The sequence below is a fragment of the Paenibacillus sp. J22R160 genome, assembly GCF_059692135.1.
On the sequence record NZ_JCAUAU010000003.1, the window covers coordinates 247,681 to 266,992 of the forward strand.

The window sequence follows — 19,312 nt, forward strand, 5'->3', positions numbered from 1 at the left end:
CTCTACAAGACCACATTTCCCCCTCCAGCGTAAAGGTACACCTCAAAATAGTGCGTACACCCGCTGAAATCAGGAAAGGTACAGCTCGAAATAGTGCGTACAATCGCTAAACTCATGAAAGGTACACTTGGATTTGGGAGGTACTTTTCTCAGAAGAAACAGCAAACGGCGGATCCGGATGGAACCCGCCGTTTGATTACAAGCATTTATACACAGCGCAGCGTATACGTTCGACCTGCCTCTGTATCGAAACGAATAACACCGTCCATCACATGTTCAAAAGGTACTTGTTTGCCTTCCGATTCGATCGAGTGCAAAGTCTCCTTGGTGCGAATGCGGCAGCTTCCACCAAATTGTACTTCGATCTCTGCCTCCTGAAGAGCGCCTCCCTCCCACGAGAGACTAACACCTATCGCTCCTCTTGCTCGAAGGCCCTTCACATAACCGATAGGCCATGCGTCTGGCAAAGCAGGCAGCAAGGAAATTTCGCCGGCATGCGATTGAACAAGCATTTCCGCCACACCAGCGGTAAATCCGAAGTTGCCGTCAATTTGGAATGGCGGATGCGCATCGAACAAGTTGGCATAAACGCCACCGCGATGATAGTTCGTCCCGTCTTCCTCCACCAGCTGAAGCAGATTGGAGATCAACTGCAGCGTTCGGTTCCCGTCTTGGAAACGTGCCCATAAGCAGATTTTCCACGCCAAGCTCCACCCCGTGCCGCCGTCACCCCGCCGCTCCAAGGAATTTCGCGCCGCCTGATACAGCTCCGGCGTTCCCTGTTCCGTCAATTGACGTCCAGGGTAAATACCGAACAAGTGCGACACATGGCGATGATGGACGTCCTCATCCTCCCAGTCCACCGACCATTCCTGAAGCTGGCCGTATTTGCCGATTTGCATCGGCTTCAGCTTCTCTAATGCTGTTGTCATCTCGTCTCTAAAGGACTCATCACCCGTTAACTTCAGCACCTCAATCGCCTCGATGCTGCTCATAAACAAATCCCAAATCAACGACATATCCATCGTCGTTGCCTGACTCACACCAGCCTTCTGTTCGTCTGCCGTTACAAACTTGTGCTCCGGCGACGTGGACGGCGACGTGATCAAATGGCCGCTTTCGTCCGTATGAAGAAAGTCCAGACAGAAAAGCGCCGCTTCTCTCATAATCGGATAAGCGTGCTCACGCAGATAATGCTCATCCTTAGTGAACGCATAATGCTCCCAAAGGTGCTGACACAGCCAAGCTGCTGACATCGGCCACAGCGCCCACGTCGGATCACCTTCTCCATAATCCCCGACTGGCGCAGTCTGGCACCAGAGATCTCCATTATGATGCGCGACCCAGCCACGGCAGCCATAATTCGTTTCAGCCGTTTTCCGCCCATTGTTGGACAAATTCTGTATGTACCCGAGGAGTGGCTCATGGCATTCGGATAAATGGCACGTCTCCGCAAGCCAGTAGTTCATCTCTGTATTGATGTTCAACGTCAAATTACTGCTCCATGGCGGTCTTAACTCTTTGTTCCATATTCCTTGGAGATTGGCGGGCTGCGACCCGGCGCGTGAGCTTGCAATCAGCAAGTACCTGCCATAATGAAACAGCAGCTCTACCAGCCCGCCATCCTTCGCCCCGTACTGCTTAATTCGCCGGTCAGTCGGCATCTCCTCAGGAGCCTCAGAAGCGCCAAGACTCAGCTCCACACGATTGAATAACACCGTGTAATCATCGATATGAGCTTGCCGCAATTGCTCATAGGATTTGCTCAGCGCCTGCTCCAGCCGCTCTTCGTTAGCTGCGGCTATTTCGCCGATTTCCCTCGCAGGAGGCTTGTCGTAGCCTTGAAAGCTAGTTTCTGCGCTGAATATCAGCGTTACAGCACTAGCTTTTCTAATATGTAAGCCATCATGATCCATGGTAGCAGCGCCATCTTCCAGACGAACGCCAAGTCGACCTTCAAAGCGCATGGCCTCCGTTGTTTCAGGATCTCCGTACAGGACAGGCTGATCCCGGTTGTAATAATTAGGATCGACATGCTCCGGGCAGATGCCTTGCAGGAAGAGATGCTCTGCACTCGTGTTCGTTCGATAGGGATGCGGACTATCCAGCCGCGCTGAGAAATTCAAAGCGCCTGGAGCGCTTGCTTCAATACGAATCACAATGACTTGATCCGGAAATGAAGCAAACATTTCGCGCTTATACACGATTTCCCCAATCTGATACGCCACCCCCGTGATGGCAGTCGTCAAATCCAGACTGCGCTCATATGCGCGAACCACTCCACCGTGGAGAAACTTCAAATGAAGATCGCCAAGCGGCATATAGGATTGATTGTATGGCCCCATCATTCCCTTGCTCTTCTCGTCCGCTTCCTCATAACGGCCCTCAGCAAGAAGCCCGCGAACTTCTGCCAGAACGTTCTTCGCATTCGGGTTGTTTCCGTCAACAGGCCCACGGCCTGACCAAAGCGTATCTTCATTCAGCTGCAAATGCTCGGCTTCCGGTTCGCCAAAAACCATGGCCCCGAGACGGCCATTCCCGATAGGAAGAGCTTCCGTCCACGCCTTTGCGCAGCTTTGATAACGTAATTTCAAAGTTAACAGCTCCTTTTTTTACGAGTGGAATCAATCATGAACTCCCCCAATAAATCACAAAACAATCCTCTTGTATAGGTACACTTCTATCACTAGGGTACGCTTATACGGAAACAGCCTTAATTGACCGTTTTTCGGTAAAAGCTAGGGGAAACACCCGATACGCGCTTGAAAGCTCTTCGAAACGCATGCGCGCTGTTATAGCCGACATATTGAGAAATTTCATCAATCGTATGCTGGCTGTTGAACAGAAGATCCGTAGCCTTTTTAATCCGTATCTTCTCCAGATAGTCGGATAAGTTTTCACCGGTGTGATCCTTAAATAACTGTGAAATGTACTTCTCCGGCAGCTCGACGACAACCGATATCTTATACAAATTCAGATCTGAATCTGAATAATGCTCATCGAGGAAATCCACAATTTTGCTAATCATTTCCCCCGTACTATCCTCTTTTTTCTTTAGCACTCTACTGCAAAACGCTTCGAGAAGCTCAAGAATGTCATTGCGGAAACGATCGAGGCTAGCTGAGAGCTGCAAATGCTCAATTCGCGCTTTCAGCCCTTGTGATACTGCTTGATCCGTGAATGGACTATGCTGCAGCAGCTTAAAGAACGTCCCTTTCAATTCACCGAATAATTGCTGAACCATCTCCGCTGATAGCTGCCGTTCTGTGAAGTTGTGTGCCAGCAGCTGTTCAAAAATACGGTGAACCTCTTGCAGCTCGCCGATCTTGACCGCATTCAACATGCGCAGCTCCATATCAATCGGGTAGTAATAGGTCGTTGATTCCTTAATCACATCCCGATACCAGATCGTTTCCGCTTCTTCCATAAAGACCGAATAATCAAGCGCGCCTCTTGCTTCCTCAAAAGAGCGACTGCTATCGGAAAGTGACTGGAAGCTGCCGCCAATGGCAACCGTCATTTGAATCCGATACTCCTCTTTCACATATTCTCTAAGTTGTTCAAACAATCCAGACAGGTTACCCGTCATGTCCTCCCCTTCCAAGTGGACGGCTTCTTCCTTTAGCGTCATAAGAATCCCGATTTTATCCGAGTCGATATCCGTTACATTGAGTTGGAACATACTGCTCGAATCAACCAGACATTTTTTGATCAAAAGCCTTGCCGCATTCAGCTCGTGAATGATTTCTTTGCTGACCAAGCCGCTGTAGCCGTTAATCCGAATGATCGCGACATGACCGGTTTCTCTTTTTAAATTCATGCTCGGCAGTGAGTGCATTAATGTCTGGACTTCCTGGAGAGAATCAAATTCCCCCTTCAATAGCCGCTTTACAAAGGCATCCTCTAATAAAGGCAGCTGGCGCTTAAGCTCCTCTTCCAAAGAACGCTGACTGGCTAACAAATCAGAAATATTTCCTTGCAGAAAATCGAACGCATTTTTCCCTTTGTAGCCGCCTTGACCAATTTGCTCCCGAAAGACCGAAACAATCCGATTGAAAGGGGCACTGTTCCTGTAAGCAAATAATAATGCGGCCACTATGCCTAGCAATAACGTTGAAATCGTGATCGCCCAGGTTACCTTTGCAATGAACGCCGACTGCTTCAAGACGACACTTTTGGGTAAGCCGACAACATACACCCAGCCGTTATAGGTTGATTTCGAGGAAATAAGCAGCGTCTCGCCTTCGACAATGTTACCAGGTTGCTGACCGATCAACTGCGGGATATTCATCGCTTGAATTTGAGCATCATCAATGCCAACTCTGGCTATCGGATGACCGTCCTTATCACTGATATAGGCCCAGCCCCCATACTGCTTCGGAATGCGTTCCAGCATTTTGGCTATCTCATTTTCATCAATCAAAATAACAGCAGTACCGAGCGAATGTTGAAAGCTATCGAACGGAATCGACTGCAAATAGGTGATGACGTTGCTTTTCTTACCATTACCGATAAACGGCTTTGAGGGCAACGTTTCCCTGCGATGAATAGTGCCGAGTAGCCCCTGCTTCCACTTGATCGGATCTACATCCTCGTAATGATACAGGTCGAAGAAATCATCAGGGCGCACATACACACCGGACGGCGTAAAAATAGCATGATAATTGTTTAGATAAATGTAGAAATCCTCCAGAAAAGTGTTCGTCAAGCTATACGCTGCCGTATTACGCCATGATTTCCATAGTGCATATACGTCGTAGTGATCGACATCCACTTGCTGAGTCAGCACATAGTTCAGCTCTTGGTCCAACGATAGTTGTCTCGTGATGCTTTCGACCTCTTCCATTCTGCGATCCAGAACGTCTTTACTTTGGTTTAGCATCATTGCGCTTGCCTCAAGTGAGTTAGACTTAATGATGTTCGAGGAAACATAATAGGAGATGAAACCCGTCACCATCGGAATAAACAGGATGAGCACATAGGAAATAAGAAAACTTCTGAAAATGGGGGAATGTTCCAGCTTTAGATTGTAAGTTAGCTTTATCATAACTTGTTCACCTCATCTACTTGTAGGTCCCCATTCACGTAAGCGTTTTCAATGTACCTCCTATCATAAAATAAAAGCTGGATTTTGTCTGTCGAAATAAGGCAGTCGACTAAAATCCAAGACATGCCGGTTTAGACGCTATACTCCACCACTTCATTGGATGAAATCCAATGAGAGGGCCGTTTCTGCTGCTGAATTCCAGTTTTCATTGGATGAAATCCAACGAAAACACATGATTGGCCGTCATTATCGCTCCAAAGCCGCAGCCTCCTTGGATTTTGTCCAATGAACACAACGTTTTAACGACAAAAACAAAACGTTCATTGGATTTTATCCAATGAACGTCCCTAATTCGCCATTGCCTTTAAAGTTGCGTGAACCTAATGAACCTACCCATTAAAGCTATCGCGCCATTTCAGCAGCTTCTTTTCTAGAATACGCACCAAGGAATCGGAACCCTTGCCTACAAAAGCAAAGATTAAGATCCCAACAAACACAATCGCCGTCTGGGAGAACTGTCTCGCATCCAGAATCAAGTAGCCAACGCCTTCGCTTGAGCCCATGAGCTCAGCTACGACCAAGCCTAACCATGCAACGCCGATCGACAGCCGTAAGCCAAGCAAAATATTCGGCAGCGCCGCCGGCAATACCAGCTTCGTAATTTGCTTAAACTTACTGAATTCCAGCACTCGGGCTACATCGAACAACTTAGAATCCACGTTTCGGATACCTAGAAAAGTCTGTACATACAGCGGGAAGAACGCCCCTTTCGCAATGAGCAGCACCTTAGAGAATTCGCCAAAGCCAAACCATAGAATAAAGAGCGGTGTGATGGCCAAATGCGGTATTGTCCGCAGCATCTGAACGGAAGGATCAAGCGTCTGCTCGAATTTGCGGAACAAGCCGACGAGAAGGCCAAATGCCAACCCTAAACTTCCGCCAATTAGAAAGCCGACGGCCGCACGCCAAATGCTGATTCTCACGTGCCTGAAAAGCTCACCGCTAATGAGCAAGTCGTAAAAAGCCTGCCCTATCGCATAGGGCGTAGGCAGCAGGGTTTTGGACACGATGCCTAATGACCCGAAAACCTGCCACAGAATTAAGACGGTCAGCGGCAAGATGCTCCCCCGCACAACGAGTTCCCATTTGGCTTCTTTCCTTTGCGGCTTTGAAAGGCTAGGCTGTTCGGACGAAACGGGCGGTTCCGCTGTCTTCGACCGGGATATGGGCTGATTTTTTCCAACAATAACTTCTGCTTGACTCATCGCTGCTCCCTCACTTTCATTCTCATTTAGTTAAATACCCGAGCTGTCGATCAGTTCTAATTCATCGATAGGTTCAAATTCGCTGAGTACCAGCTTGCGCAGTTCTTGGAACGAAACGGTTGTCTTTTTACGTGGATAAGGCAGATCGACTTGAATGATGTTACGGATTGTGCCTGGACGCGCATCCATCACGACGACTCGGGTAGCCAGAAACACAGCCTCATCGATATCATGCGTAACAAGTATCATCGTAGTCCGGTTCTTCTCCCAGATGTCGAGCGCTACCTCTTGCAAATGCGAACGCGTGAAGGCGTCCAACGCCCCGAACGGTTCATCCAACAAGAGCACCTTCGGGTTCCGGAGCAAAGCTCTTGCAATAGCAACGCGCTGTGACATGCCTCCCGATAGCTCTCTCGGATACGATTTCTCGAAGCCTTGCAGCCTTACAAGCTCGATCAGGTGATCTACGCGCGCCCTGACGTCAGGATCTTTCAGGCTAAGATCAGCGGCAATATTCTTCTCAACAGTCAACCAAGGGAATAAGCGATGCTCCTGAAAAATAAATCCTTTATCAATACCAGGCTTTTCTACCTGTTTCTGTTCGAGAAGCACCTTTCCATTATGTTCGGTATCCAGCCCGGCGATGATTTTGAGCAGTGTGCTTTTACCGCAGCCGCTTGGACCTATGATTGTTATAAATTCGCCTTCTTTAATTTTTAATTGAATGTTATGAAGCGCTTCTACTCGGTGTCCCTGTGGCGTCTGAAACCACTTGCTCGGTAAATCAATTTCTAGTGAAAGTACGCTCATCGAGCTTTCCCCCTTAGCCAATTAGTCAATCCAATGATTCAATCATAAAAAAAGAGACCTCCATAAGAACCCCTTTAAGGGGAAGTCAGGAAGTCTCCAGATACCTGGTCGACACAATTCAATTCAATTCATAGTGATTAACTTGGATATAAGGGGATCATATCACCACAAAATATGGAAGTCAATCCTTAATTCTTATATAACCCACTTGTTTTATCGGAATTAATATGCTAGCATAACTAATCAATAACCCATACAGCCCATTGGTCAACCAAAGGCTCTCCTAGCACCGCTACTAAGCGGAAGGCTTGCGAGGGCCTTTTTGTATACACGGGGGCCTATATGAAACGACATTATTTTGGAGGGATGAAGGATGAGTACACCAGAGCAGCGACAACTGCGTCTAGGAGCATTTCTATTCCAAGTGGGCCACCACGTAGCGTCTTGGCGTTATCCGGATACTGATGCCCAAGGCATTCTACAGCATGAGTTTTACGAGCATTTTGCCCAAACGGCGGAACGCGGCAAGTTCGATATGATTTTCCTCGCAGACACCCTTGCGGTCGTAGATCGTTTTAAGACGAACATCAAGCATACCGTGACCGTTCGGCCCGAACCCATTACGTTGCTTTCCTATCTGGCAGGCGTTACTGAACGTATCGGATTGGCTGCAACCGTATCTACTTCGTATCATGAACCATACAATTTAGCGCGCGAATTCTCCTGCTTGGATCACTTGAGCGGAGGGCGCGCAGCGTGGAATGTCGTGACCTCAGGCCGGGATGAAGAGTCCCATAATTTCAGTCAAGAGCGTCACCTCGCCCATGATAAAAGATATGAACGAGCACGTGAATTCGTTGATGTCGTCACCTCGCTCTGGGATAGCTGGGAAGATGGCGCTATTGTGGCTGACAAGGAGAATGGCATTTTCGCTGATCCAAGCAAAGTGCATGAGCTGAATCATCGGGGCGAATTTTTCGCTGTACGCGGTCCTTTGAACTTGCCCCGCTCACCGCAAGGCAGACCGGTTGTGATTCAAGCGGGAGCATCGGAAACAGGGAAACACCTTGCCGCTCAGACGGCGGAAGTCGTCTTCACGGCTTGGCAAACGCTGGAGGAAGCGCAGCTATTTTACCGGAACGTCAAGGAGCTAGCTGTCACCTACGGCAGATCGCCGAATGACATCCTCATCATGCCGGGCATTTTCCCGGTCATTGGAGCAACCGAGGAAGAGGCGCGCGAGAAAGAAGCGCTTCTCCAATCCCAAGTGCTGCCAGCCGTCGGCTTATCCATGCTCTCTGCATCGCTGAATGTCGACTTGACCGGCTATCCGCTTGATGGCCCCCTGCCTGATCTTCCGGAGCTGCAGCAGGTGAATGGCGGCAAAAGCCGCTTCCAGCTCGTCTCCGATATGGCGCGCCGTGAAGGCTTGACGATCCGCCAATTGATGTATCGGGTGACAGGCGCTCGTGGTCACCGGACCATTTATGGCACACCGGTCCAAATAGCCGATCAGCTCGAAGAATGGTTCAAGGGCGGCGCTTGCGATGGCTTTAATATTATGCCTCCTTATTTGCCGGGCGGTTTGGAAGAATTCGTGGATCTCGTCATTCCTGAGCTGCAGCGCAGAGGGTTGTTTCGCACAGAGTATGAAGGAAGCACCTTGCGCGATCATCTAGGGCTGACTAGACCGCAAAGCCGTTTTCAAAAAGCTGAATCTGCAAGTGGATACTGAGTGATGAGTGATAAGTGATGAGTGATAAATCAGCATTGAGAATTGGGGGCGAATGTATCAATGAGAACTAACCATCAACAAAGACAGCTTCATCTGGGGGCTTTTATATTTGGCGTAGGCCATCATATCGCGGCTTGGCGTTATCCTTTGACAGATACAGGCGGGCTTCTGAAGCTTGACTTCTACAAGCAATTTGCCCAAACAGCGGAACGCGGCAAGTTCGACCTCGTTTTTATCGAAGACATTCCTGTGCTGCCTGAGCCGCTGAACAGAGCTGTCCAGTACACGCTGCCGGTCCGGGCGGAACCGTTGACTCTGCTATCTGCGCTGGCCTCGGTCACCAAGAAGATCGGACTTGTCGGAACCGTATCGACTACCTATAGCGAGCCCTTTCATGTGGCGCGTAAATTCGCTTCCCTCGATCATTTAAGCGGCGGGCGGGCAGGCTGGAATGCCGTCACAACCAGTATGGAAAATACGGCCAAAAACTTCGGGCGCGACCATCACTTGGATCACTCCCTCCGTTATGAACGAGCCAAGGAATTCGTTGATGTCGTAACAGCTCTCTGGGACAGCTGGGAGGAAGGCGCGCTCCTTATCGATAAAGCCACCGGCCAATTCGCAGATCCTGATAAGGTTCATGAGATCAACCATGTTGGCGAACACTTTTCCGTGCGCGGCCCCTTGAATGTTCACCGTTCTGTGCAAGGACGTCCCGTTGTCGTGCAGGCGGGCTCTTCCACGACGGGTCAAGCCTTTGCTGCTCAGACGGCTGAGGTCGTTTTCACCGCGTGGCAGACATTGGAAGAAGCGCAAAGCTTCTATGCCTCCCTCAAGGTTCAGCTTCCCGCTTATGGACGTTCGCCGGATGAGCTGAAAATATTGCCTGGCGTCCTGCCCTTCATCGGCGCGACAGAGGAAGAAGCGAAAGCGAAGGAAGCCGAATTTCAGAATCTTGTCCTCCCTGCCGTCGGCCTGGGGATGGTGCAGAACATCCTGAGAGTCGACCTTTCCGGCTATCCGCTGGACGGACCGCTGCCAGAATTGCCGGATGCCACCGATATTAATGGCGGCAAAAGCCGCTACCAGCTGCTGCTGGATATGGCTCGCAGAGAAGATCTCACGATTCGCCAGCTCATCCACCGCGTTACCGGTGCCCGCGGACATCGAACCATCGCTGGAACACCTGTCCAAATTGCGGACCAGTTGGAAGAATGGTTCGTGAATGAAGCCTGCGACGGCTTCAACATTATGCCGCCTTATTTGCCCGGCGGGCTGGATGAATTCGTCGATCTCGTGATCCCGGAATTGCAGCGGCGCGGCTTATTCCGCTCCGAGTATACGGGACGTACGCTGCGCGATCATCTTGGTTTAGCTGAGCCTGCGAATCGCTTTGCTCAGCGTTCGGCGGCAGGAGCAGAGATAGCTGCAGCGACAGTAAGAGCAGGGGCAGGGGCAGAGATAGCTGCAGCGACGGTAAGAGCAGAAGTAGGAGCGACAACAGTAGTGCCAGCATTAGCGTCCGAGCCGACAGCAGATGCAGTATCAGCACCGGAGCCAACAACAGCGCAAGCAACAACAATTGCAACAGAGACAACAGCACCAACAACACAGATAACAACTACAACAACAACAACAACAACAGCACCAGCATCAGCATCAGCATCAGCATCAGCAACATCTGCTCACTAAACATCGCTTTATTAGGAGAGGGGTCATGTCCGTATGAAACAGAAATCATTTTATAATAAAAGCTTATCCTTCCTGGCAGTTATCACGTTAGTCCTTTTATCCGCATGCGGGGCCAAAACGGCGGGCGCCCCGACAACCGGGGCTTCCACTACGCAAAGCAGCAATGCGGCCTCTACCCCCGCCGCTGCTTCGAAAGAGAAGGTTGTCGTTAACATCGGCATCCAAGGCAAAACAGGCGTTCTGAACTTCGCTCGTGAGAAGGGATACTTCGAGAAAGCATTTACAGCTGTTGGCGCTGAAATCAAATGGAATGAGTTTGCCAGCGGTCCTCCGCATTTTGAGGCGATAGCAGCAGGAAGGCTAGATTTTGGCGCCACTGGCGGAACTCCCCTAATTTCCGGGCAAGTCGGCGGGGTTGATTTTAAAGGCATCGCTGTGACAAGCGACGGCAAAAAAGGCAACATGATTATCGTGCCGAAAAATAGTCCCATCAAGGAGTTAAAAGATCTGAAAGGCAAAAAAGTCGCCGTAGCCAAAGGCAGCAGCGCCTATAACTTCCTGTATATGGCCATCGATAAGGCCGGATTAAAAGGCGATGACGTCAAAGTTATTCAGCTTCAGCCCGATGAAGCCAGACCCGCTCTCGACAGCGGCGCCATCGACGCTTGGTCCATCTGGGAGCCTTACGCGACTACAGCCGTTTATCAAACAGGAGCATCTATTTTAGTCACAGGTGAAAATCTAAATATCAACGCACCATCTTTCTTGATTGCTCGTACCAAATTTACACAAGAGCATCCGGATCTAACCGTGCTTTTCCTCAAAACCTACGAAGAAGCACGTAAGTACTACGTCGATCATCAGGATGAAATCGCGGATGAGCTCTCCAAGTCGCAGAAGCTGGACAAAGCCATCATTGTCGATGTTTTGAAAAACACATTCCCGATCCTCTCTTCGATTACACCGGAGTTCGCCAAAGCGCATCAGGAACAAGCTGACTTCCTGCTTTCTGTCGGCGCTATTACCAAGAAGCTGGACACTTCACAGGTCCTTGAAAGCAAATTCATAGATCAAGCGTTGAAGAAGTAAGAGTTAGGGCTGCCTTAAAGTAGATACGTCTACTTGCGGGTAGCTTTTTGTTTTTGTTTATAGTGAGGTTGGAGGCAATTTGTTGCAATTAACGCCGATTACTCCTGCTAATTCCCCGATATGATCTACTTTTACCCTAATAACTGGAATTTCTCCAGGTAATATTGGCGAATCCAGCTGATTTCGGCCAGCTACCGACGATTTAGATGGAGCTTCTCCCGTTATTTCGCTCCCAGCCACCGAGCAGCATAGATTAACGGGAGATTTTCCAGTTATTCCCGACAGCCTCCACTTTCGAATTCACAGGCAAACGGAAAAAGCTACCTCATCCAGTCATCTCTGACCAAATAAGATAGCCTTCTACCACTGCTAATGTTAAGTCACTGCTGTTTTAGACGCAGCAGCCTTATCCGCAGCTTCCTGTGCCAGCTTCGCCCTGATCTGCGCCTTGCGCTCTTCGCGTTCACTCGGCTTCAGCCGTGGGCACGTATAACAATAACTGCCGCCTTCCGTGCAGTAAAACATGCAGCAACCCGACTTCATCCGCAGCTGAGTATCCGGTTCACCGGGAGCACCCGGGTAGTCAAGGTAGATAAACTTGACGTTCAGCGGATTTCCCGCACGTCCGAAAACTTGGCCGTTCAACTCTTTCGAAACAAACGTCCATTCTTCCTCGATGCGCTGCTGCTCTTGCTCGGAAGCAGCTTGTTCTTTCATACGGTCGAACATGTAACGCATCCGAGTCGGAAACAACTTCCATAAATGTGTGATATCCATATCTGCAGCCAAGGAAGCCGCTTCTACAATGGGTCGAATGTGAGTGCCGTACCAGCGGCTTAAGCGTTCATTGCGCCAAGCGCTGCGCTCTCCCTCCCGAGGTCCTTCCAGCTGCCGAATATCATGAAGCACATAGCGGAACTCAGCATATCCCTGGTTGTGCATGTAGATTTGCAGTGTCCAATGCTCCGGAGCCAGATCGATCAACTCATCCTTCAACACCATGCCATGCATAGCCATGTTCAAAACACCAAGTCTACTCATAAAATACACACAAGCCGCCGCAGGCTCAAGCGCCTTCATAAGCGGTGAATAAGCGCTAATTAGCTCCCGCATACCAGCCTCTGTGGAGAGACGGCTGCCTGCTATTGCAAATAACGGCTGTGGATGTAACTCCGTAGTAACCCCGAACTGCTCCGCGAGAACATGCTGTAAAGATGAACTCATTGTCTGGCCTCCTTCATGTAGCACCGATAACAGCTACCTGTTCGGATGATGTCATAACATCCATCCTATTCATAGAGACCATTGTACCACACGTGATAATGATTATCATTACTGATTTTCTCCTAAATAAAAAGCCTGCCCCATGATCTTTTTACAGACGTTTGGGACAGACTTTGGTTATTATTTTATTTTTTTAAAGTTAACGCCCTCAAGATGACAGTTGCTGCTTCTGCTCTTGTTGTATTTCCTTTAGGTCTTAACGTACCATCCTCGTAACCATTCAATAATCCCGTCGAATTGGCTGTAGAAATCGCTGCTTTCGCCCATTCAGAAATCTCGGAATTGTCCTTATAGCTAGTGACTTCAGCCTTCAAACTGATTTGAGCGGCACGAACAATGATCGTCGCCATCTGCTCGCGGCTAATGTACTCGTCAGGACCAAAGGCCGTATCGCTATAACCATTAACAATACCCTGTGATGCGGCTGTAGCTATGAAATTTTTCGCCCAATGGCCGCTTGTATCCGCGAATACCTTACCGACTTGCTCCTTGAGGTTAAAAGCTTTTACGATAATCGCAACGAATTCAGCTCTAGTAATGTTATTATTCGGTTTAAAAGTTCCATCTGGATAACCACTAATAGCGTTCTTTTGAACTAGCTCTATAATGCTTTTTTCCGCCCAATGTCCCTTCGTGTCAGTAAACGCAATAGGGATAACAGGTACTGGTTTAGCAGTAGCTAGAACGGCGAACTTCGTGAAATGATTCGTTGAACCAGTTACCGTAGCATCCGTACTATTCACCTGTGGGTTCTCTAATGGAATCCATTTATTAGTTTCTTCATTCAACCAATAAATACCAACTACTGATTGATTCATATCAACTTTGTTTTTATCGAAAGGCAAAGTAATTAGTAGAGATTTGCCGAACTCACCAGTGAAATCTTTGCTAATTTCAAAAACATCGCTAATTAGCTTCGACGATGCATCAATTGGTAAGCTGGACGTATCCGTAACTTTATTTACAGTGATCTTGAAGTTGCTAATGTTGCCATTAACAGCTCCAGCTGGTACGACGATTTTAACCCCATTCAGAGTTACTGTACCGCCATTGGATGCATTAATAATTTCTGCATTTGGTGCTAACTCATCTCCGCCACTGCCACCTCCCCCAGAAGGAGCGGTTGTCAACTTCACCAATTCTTTCGTGTTGCGGACACGGATTCGAGTACCCTCTGTATTTTTGCTTGCTAAGCCTACAGCCTCAAAGGTATCGCCAGTCACCAGGCTCGGAACTGCTCCACTTTGATTCACAATATATCCATCTGTAAAAACAAGAACAGGTCCAGTTCCATCATCGATAACATACGAATTATCATCAAATTTGGAAACCACTGTTCCACTAACTTTCACCAACAATCCTTGATTTTGCTCTAGTGTAGCCTGATTTGTTGTTAATTTCAGTGGTGTAACTGGGTCCGTGTGGCCTGTTTTGATGACATCTAAATTAAAGGCATTAAAATCTAATTCTTTATTATTTTCAAAAGTCTTCATTTGCCCATAAATTCTCACAGTATCGCCTTCAACCAATGAATTCTCCGGCAATTCCTTAAAGGCCATAATCCCGCCGGTTGCATCTTGAACATAGAAAGCATCGAAGAAAATGTTGGACCCTGTCACTACTGTACCCTCAATGACTGCAGGAGTTCCGTCTGGCATTGAACGGACGTTAGCAATGGAATCAATCCGGGTGTCACGATGAGCCAACCAATTAATCGCATTTAAGCCCAGCTCGTTATTGCCTTTGGGATTATACGACTCGTCCATTTGCTTGTCATTAAAAGCATTCATTCCCGAGACGATAATTCTTCCGTTTCCGACCTGTTCAGAAGCAATCGCCGGTATTGCGGAACCGCCTCTTCCGTCATCCGTCGTATCATATACGAATCCGCCGCTGCTAATTTTGTCTTGGAACGTTGTCTCGTTTCCTTTAACTAGAATCGTCACCTTATCGGTATCTGTCAGCGCCTCATGACCGACTTTCTCCAGACTTGCCCCACTGTAATACTCTAGGGTCAGCGAACGATCCGTAATATAATTTTTAACAATTCCAGGATGTAATCGAACAGTAAATGTATTGGTACCAATCGGAGGTGTCCAGAAATTCCCGTCTAAACTTGTATCAAAAATACCATCATTGCTTACTTGGATCGTCGATCCCATCTGCTGGAGCAAGTTATTGCTAATGGTTGGATTCGTGCTGTTATTGCTTTTCTCCGTTAATAAAAGCGATCCTCCAGCTTGCACGAATGCAGCTATCGCTGCGCTTTCATCCGCAGTTACCGCAACGCCTGGGTGAGTAAACATCAGTACTTTAACATCACTTAGTGATGTAGAAGTAAGTGGAGATGTATTCTCAACGACAGTATAACCTTCTTGTCGCAGCTGGTTTGTGAAACTTTTCAAGTTATCTTTGTAAGTTCCGGAATCTTGTGTTGTATTCTCATTTTTGTGAGAAGCATCTATCATCACTTTAATACCCAATGATGCCTTGATCGTCACCGATTGGTTGAACTGGTTATCTAGCGGCGAATCACCTGGGATAGTATCAAGAACAGCGATTAATGTATGATCTCCCTGCAACGGATTCATCCAAGTAACTCTGGCTGTAGCCGTTCCTTTGGATGTGATCGAAGCAACTGTAGCATCGCCAATCAAATGTGTAGCATCGACAGTATCAAAGTAAAAATGAACATTTAAGTTGGAAAGGTCTTGCGATCCTAGGTTAGTAAGACCTGCTTCCAATACGGATGGGCTTCCAGCGACTAAACTATTCCCAACCACATTGATTCCGCTAATCTTTACGTCTGTTGTTACGATTTGGGACCAGATTGGAGCTGAATAAACACGTTCGCCATCCATTTGGGTTACTCTAACTACAAACCACTGTTGACCACCCTTGATATCCACTGTTGGATTCCAAGTAAAATCCTTAGACATTGGAGTGATGGTTTGAATCACTTTATTGCCATTCGTAATCAATTCTACTTTGGCAACGCGATCATCCGATTTGTAAGTACTGCTAAGGTAGCTGTACTCAGGCATTGTCTTTGCCTCTACGACTGGGTCTTTACCAGTAACCGTAAAGTTCAACGTACTGCCCTTAACAGTTGCACCCATATAGCTGCCATTGGCAAGGAAATCCAAGCTAAAGTTCGGATCTTCACTCATGTAAACCCGCATGTTACGCATGGATTGAAGTAATGACTCCTGAGATAGGTCATTAGCCACGATAACGGTTCTAGCGTTCGTTTGGCCCCATTGTCTTCACCATAGGTCGGTGCAACGTGCCAACCAAGATCCAACGCTTTGAAAAACTTCGCTTCAGCATTCGCATAAGCGTAGTGACCTGAACCATTCCCAACTTCAAACATCGTAAACAATTTATCCACATTGCGATCATATGGCATGAAATTATTGAACGCATTAGCCGACATATCCGGGTGATTAAACTGTGCAACCACATCGTCGTAAGTCAAGACCCATGCATAATATTTACTCAAATCTTGATATTGGCCTGCATTTTGCTTGCGGTCAATGAAGTTTTGCGTTCCAAAAACGTTCGAATGTCCCCAAGTCGTTGATGTCATCTCAAAAGCAGGGAATACAACAAATTTATCATTCTTTGTATATTGGTTTGCTAAATTCTTGGTAAGCTGCCAATCGGCACCACCCGTACGTTCAGGTGATCCTTTATGGTCTACTGTATCTTGACCCACTAGCGCTGCATCAATGTCATGAGAGTGGTCTGAAAAAGCAAAGAAATCATAATTATGCGCTTCAGCTGCTAATAAAGCATCTTCCGGCGTACCTGCTGCATCGTGTGAAATGTTGGTATGATTATGCGTTGTACCTCTGTAGTGCGTGCCTCCAGTAAACACTGGAACTACACTGAAACTCCACGCATACGAACCTGCATTCCCTTTGGTATCCTTCACATTTACAGTAACGGCATGATCGCCGATAGCCAGATCTGAATTGATTTGCAGCTGAATTTGCTCTCCTGTGGCTGTTGCTTGCACAGGTTGGTCATCCAGTGTTACAGCTAACGTTGCTAAGTCAAGACCGCTTGGTTCAACATACTGAACAGAGATTAATGGCTGTCTATCCTCTGTTTTCGTACCTTGAATCGGTGTTTCATCTAGAAACTCCGGCGCAAATGTGTCCGCTACCACTGAAATGACGTAAGGCGCAGCTGGTGAACCCGACTGCTTTGAAGTTGTAGCGTCCTTAGCCTCAATATAATATTCAAAAGTGCTTCCAGCAGGCACCGATGCTACCGGCAAAGTGACGTTATACGAACTTTGATCTGTTGAAGTCATTGGTAAAGTCAAATATGTAGTACCACCAGTTGCTCTGTAATTGAGCGTAACTGAACTTGCATTTTTGGCGCTAGCCACGAACTTAATGTCTGTATTGATATAAGCTTGAGTTACCGCTTGATGCGTTAGCGATAGTTCCTTAATCTCCGTCACATCAGCTAACGATCTTGGGAATACCTGATACCCGCTGGTATAAGGTGAAGAGGAATCATATTGACTGAAGATACCAGTGAACGTATACGTAGAATCTTTTTGAATGTCTGATGTCGTATTAATGCCGCTTGCGGTCGTTACCCTAAGTGTAATTGTTTTACCTGCCGCATCAGCTACAGTCACGTTATATCCATTCCCGGAAATAGCTGGGATGTCGGTAATCTTGCCTGTAAATTTAACCAACGAACCTTCCAGCAGTTCAGCCTTTGTGCTGTCAATTAAGTTAACGATTGTAGTTTCCTGAGGAACAGGAAGTGGAGCTGTCCCTTTTTTAACTACGGTAGTAGGTGTGATTTCTGTTAAACCATTATAGAATTGAATCGCGCCTGTTACAGTAACAACATCTCCCTGGGTAACTGTTACGCCCTGAGGAAGCGCCCCGAATGCAGCAATACCTCCAGTGCTATCCTGCATATAGAAAGTGTTCGTTGCTGTAATCTCATTATTACCAATGACTACGCCTTCGATGGTAAATACTTGATTAATCTTATCTGACTTTCCAGCGCTGTCATTTGTCCGTAAGCTGCTGATCGGTGTAACAACCGTATTATCAGCTTTCGTAATCTTCGTCGTTGGGCCTTCCAAGTTGAGACCATTCGCACTAGTCGTTAATTGAGATACAAATACGTCGTCTGTCCCAGCGTTAAATGTGAAGGTGAACGAACCGTCTGCACCTGCAACTGCGTGGTCTTGGCCTGTTGTTGAGTTAAAGCGGGTGCCGCCTGCAACAAGGTTATAGACGTAAATCTGTGCGTTAGCCGCTGCTGCGCCTGCAGAACCTACGACTTTACCCACCAGACCAGCATCAAGGAAGTAAGTCAGCTTGCCAGCGTTAAGGCCAGCACTGGCTGCAGCTAAATTAATCATAACTGAGCTGCTTTCTGCTTTATTTGCATCCTTGGTTGTCAGATAGACTTGTGAGTTGTTAGCCGTATTATCGAATGTCAGGCTAAATTTACCATTGCTATCCGCATATACAGCAGCAGTAACAGCTGCGCTTGTCGTATTTGGATTACTTACATACAAGGAAACATAGGTGGATGCTGTAACAGAAGCTGCGTCCCCAACCAATCTGCCCACTGTTCCTTGATTGGTAAACTGAATCTGCTGTGGAATCGGCTGAGCACTTTTGGTGACAACTACTGCCGAGGTCGATGTGTTTCTTGGAGGAATAATCGGTCCTACTACGAAGTCAGATCCGTTATTACCGGTATCCCAACCAGCGCCTTTACCGACTGCTGAGTTGCTGCCATCTTCTGCCTTACGCTGTGCGCTTGTCGCATTTCCCAATGTTGCTGTAGGAGCAGTGCCTTCAAAATCATTAGCGCCACCAAACCCTACAAAATCAATCACGGCGAGATCCGCTTTTCCCGTAATGGCCGTGCCTTTATTGGCTACTACGACTTTACCTGCGGTACCTGACATGTTAATACTTCCAGTGGCATCAGGTGTCGGAAGACTTGCCATCGTTGTACCTGTTCCCGCAGCTTCTTGAATCAAATAAAAACTATGTGCTTTAATTGTTCCACCAAGCGCTGTAATTGCCCAAGTTGAACCCGCAGAAGATGCATATTGAACAGAATACCCATTCAAACTTACGTCAGCATCCGTAGGATTATATAGCTCAATAAAATCGTTCTTGTAGGTAGCCCCTGAGTTGCCTCCCCCACCATTCACCTGGCTGATCACAATGTGATCACTGGCTGCGGAAGCTTTAGGTAACGACAATCCACTCATTGGAAGCAGCGAACCAACAAACAAACAAGTTGCTAACCCAACGCTCGTCCATTTCTTCAATCTAGTAAAAGATGCGATCATCGAAACAGTCCCTCTCTTTCATGTCTACCTGAATGCCA

Annotated in this window: 9 protein-coding genes and 1 pseudogene; 3 read left to right on the forward strand and 7 right to left on the reverse strand. The window is 47.6% G+C overall.

Annotation, left to right across the window (positions count from 1 at the left end; translation table 11 throughout):
- Positions 1-206: 206 nt before the first annotated feature.
- From AC58UW_RS08265 to AC58UW_RS08280, 4 genes are all read right to left on the reverse strand, one after another.
- The gene (locus AC58UW_RS08265) at positions 207-2,594 is read right to left on the reverse strand and encodes a glycoside hydrolase family 95 protein (protein WP_497420214.1); all 2,388 of its coding nucleotides are present in this window, start codon (positions 2,592-2,594) and stop codon (positions 207-209) included.
- A 119-nt stretch (positions 2,595-2,713) separates the two neighbouring features.
- Positions 2,714-5,047, reverse strand: coding sequence for a helix-turn-helix domain-containing protein (locus tag AC58UW_RS08270; RefSeq protein ID WP_497420215.1), 2,334 nt, complete (start codon positions 5,045-5,047; stop codon positions 2,714-2,716).
- A 389-nt stretch (positions 5,048-5,436) separates the two neighbouring features.
- The gene (locus tag AC58UW_RS08275; RefSeq protein WP_497420216.1) at positions 5,437-6,312 is read right to left on the reverse strand and encodes an ABC transporter permease; all 876 of its coding nucleotides are present in this window, start codon (positions 6,310-6,312) and stop codon (positions 5,437-5,439) included.
- A gap of 30 nt (positions 6,313-6,342) precedes the next feature.
- The gene (locus tag AC58UW_RS08280) at positions 6,343-7,122 is read right to left on the reverse strand and encodes an ABC transporter ATP-binding protein (RefSeq protein ID WP_497420217.1); all 780 of its coding nucleotides are present in this window, start codon (positions 7,120-7,122) and stop codon (positions 6,343-6,345) included.
- 373 nt (positions 7,123-7,495) lie between these two features.
- Between AC58UW_RS08280 and AC58UW_RS08285 the strand changes: the two genes are divergently transcribed.
- The 3 genes and pseudogenes from AC58UW_RS08285 (at position 7,496) to AC58UW_RS08295 (ending at position 11,638) form a co-directional block, all read left to right on the forward strand.
- Positions 7,496-8,857: an LLM class flavin-dependent oxidoreductase gene (locus AC58UW_RS08285; RefSeq protein WP_497420218.1), complete on the forward strand. Its 1,362-nt coding sequence runs from the start codon at positions 7,496-7,498 to the stop codon at positions 8,855-8,857.
- 60 nt (positions 8,858-8,917) lie between these two features.
- A pseudogene (locus AC58UW_RS08290) lies at positions 8,918-10,267 on the forward strand (LLM class flavin-dependent oxidoreductase); the annotation flags it as partial.
- 315 nt (positions 10,268-10,582) lie between these two features.
- Positions 10,583-11,638, forward strand: a complete 1,056-nt coding sequence (locus tag AC58UW_RS08295; protein ID WP_497420219.1) for an aliphatic sulfonate ABC transporter substrate-binding protein — start codon at positions 10,583-10,585, stop codon at positions 11,636-11,638.
- Between the two features lie 375 nt (positions 11,639-12,013).
- Here AC58UW_RS08295 and AC58UW_RS08300 read toward each other — a convergent pair whose 3' ends face one another.
- The 3 genes from AC58UW_RS08300 to AC58UW_RS08310 form a co-directional block, all read right to left on the reverse strand.
- Positions 12,014-12,862 carry a hypothetical protein gene (locus AC58UW_RS08300; RefSeq protein ID WP_497420220.1) on the reverse strand — a complete coding sequence of 283 codons (849 nt, stop codon included), beginning with the start codon at positions 12,860-12,862 and terminating at the stop codon, positions 12,014-12,016.
- 185 nt (positions 12,863-13,047) lie between these two features.
- Entirely contained in the window at positions 13,048-16,113 is a 3,066-nt protein-coding gene (locus tag AC58UW_RS08305; protein WP_497420221.1) for a DUF4350 domain-containing protein, read from the reverse strand.
- Positions 16,089-19,274: a lamin tail domain-containing protein gene (locus tag AC58UW_RS08310; RefSeq protein ID WP_497420222.1), complete on the reverse strand. Its 3,186-nt coding sequence runs from the start codon at positions 19,272-19,274 to the stop codon at positions 16,089-16,091. Before AC58UW_RS08310 ends, AC58UW_RS08305 begins: the two co-directional genes overlap by 25 nt.
- Between the last annotated feature and the right edge of the window lie 38 nt (positions 19,275-19,312).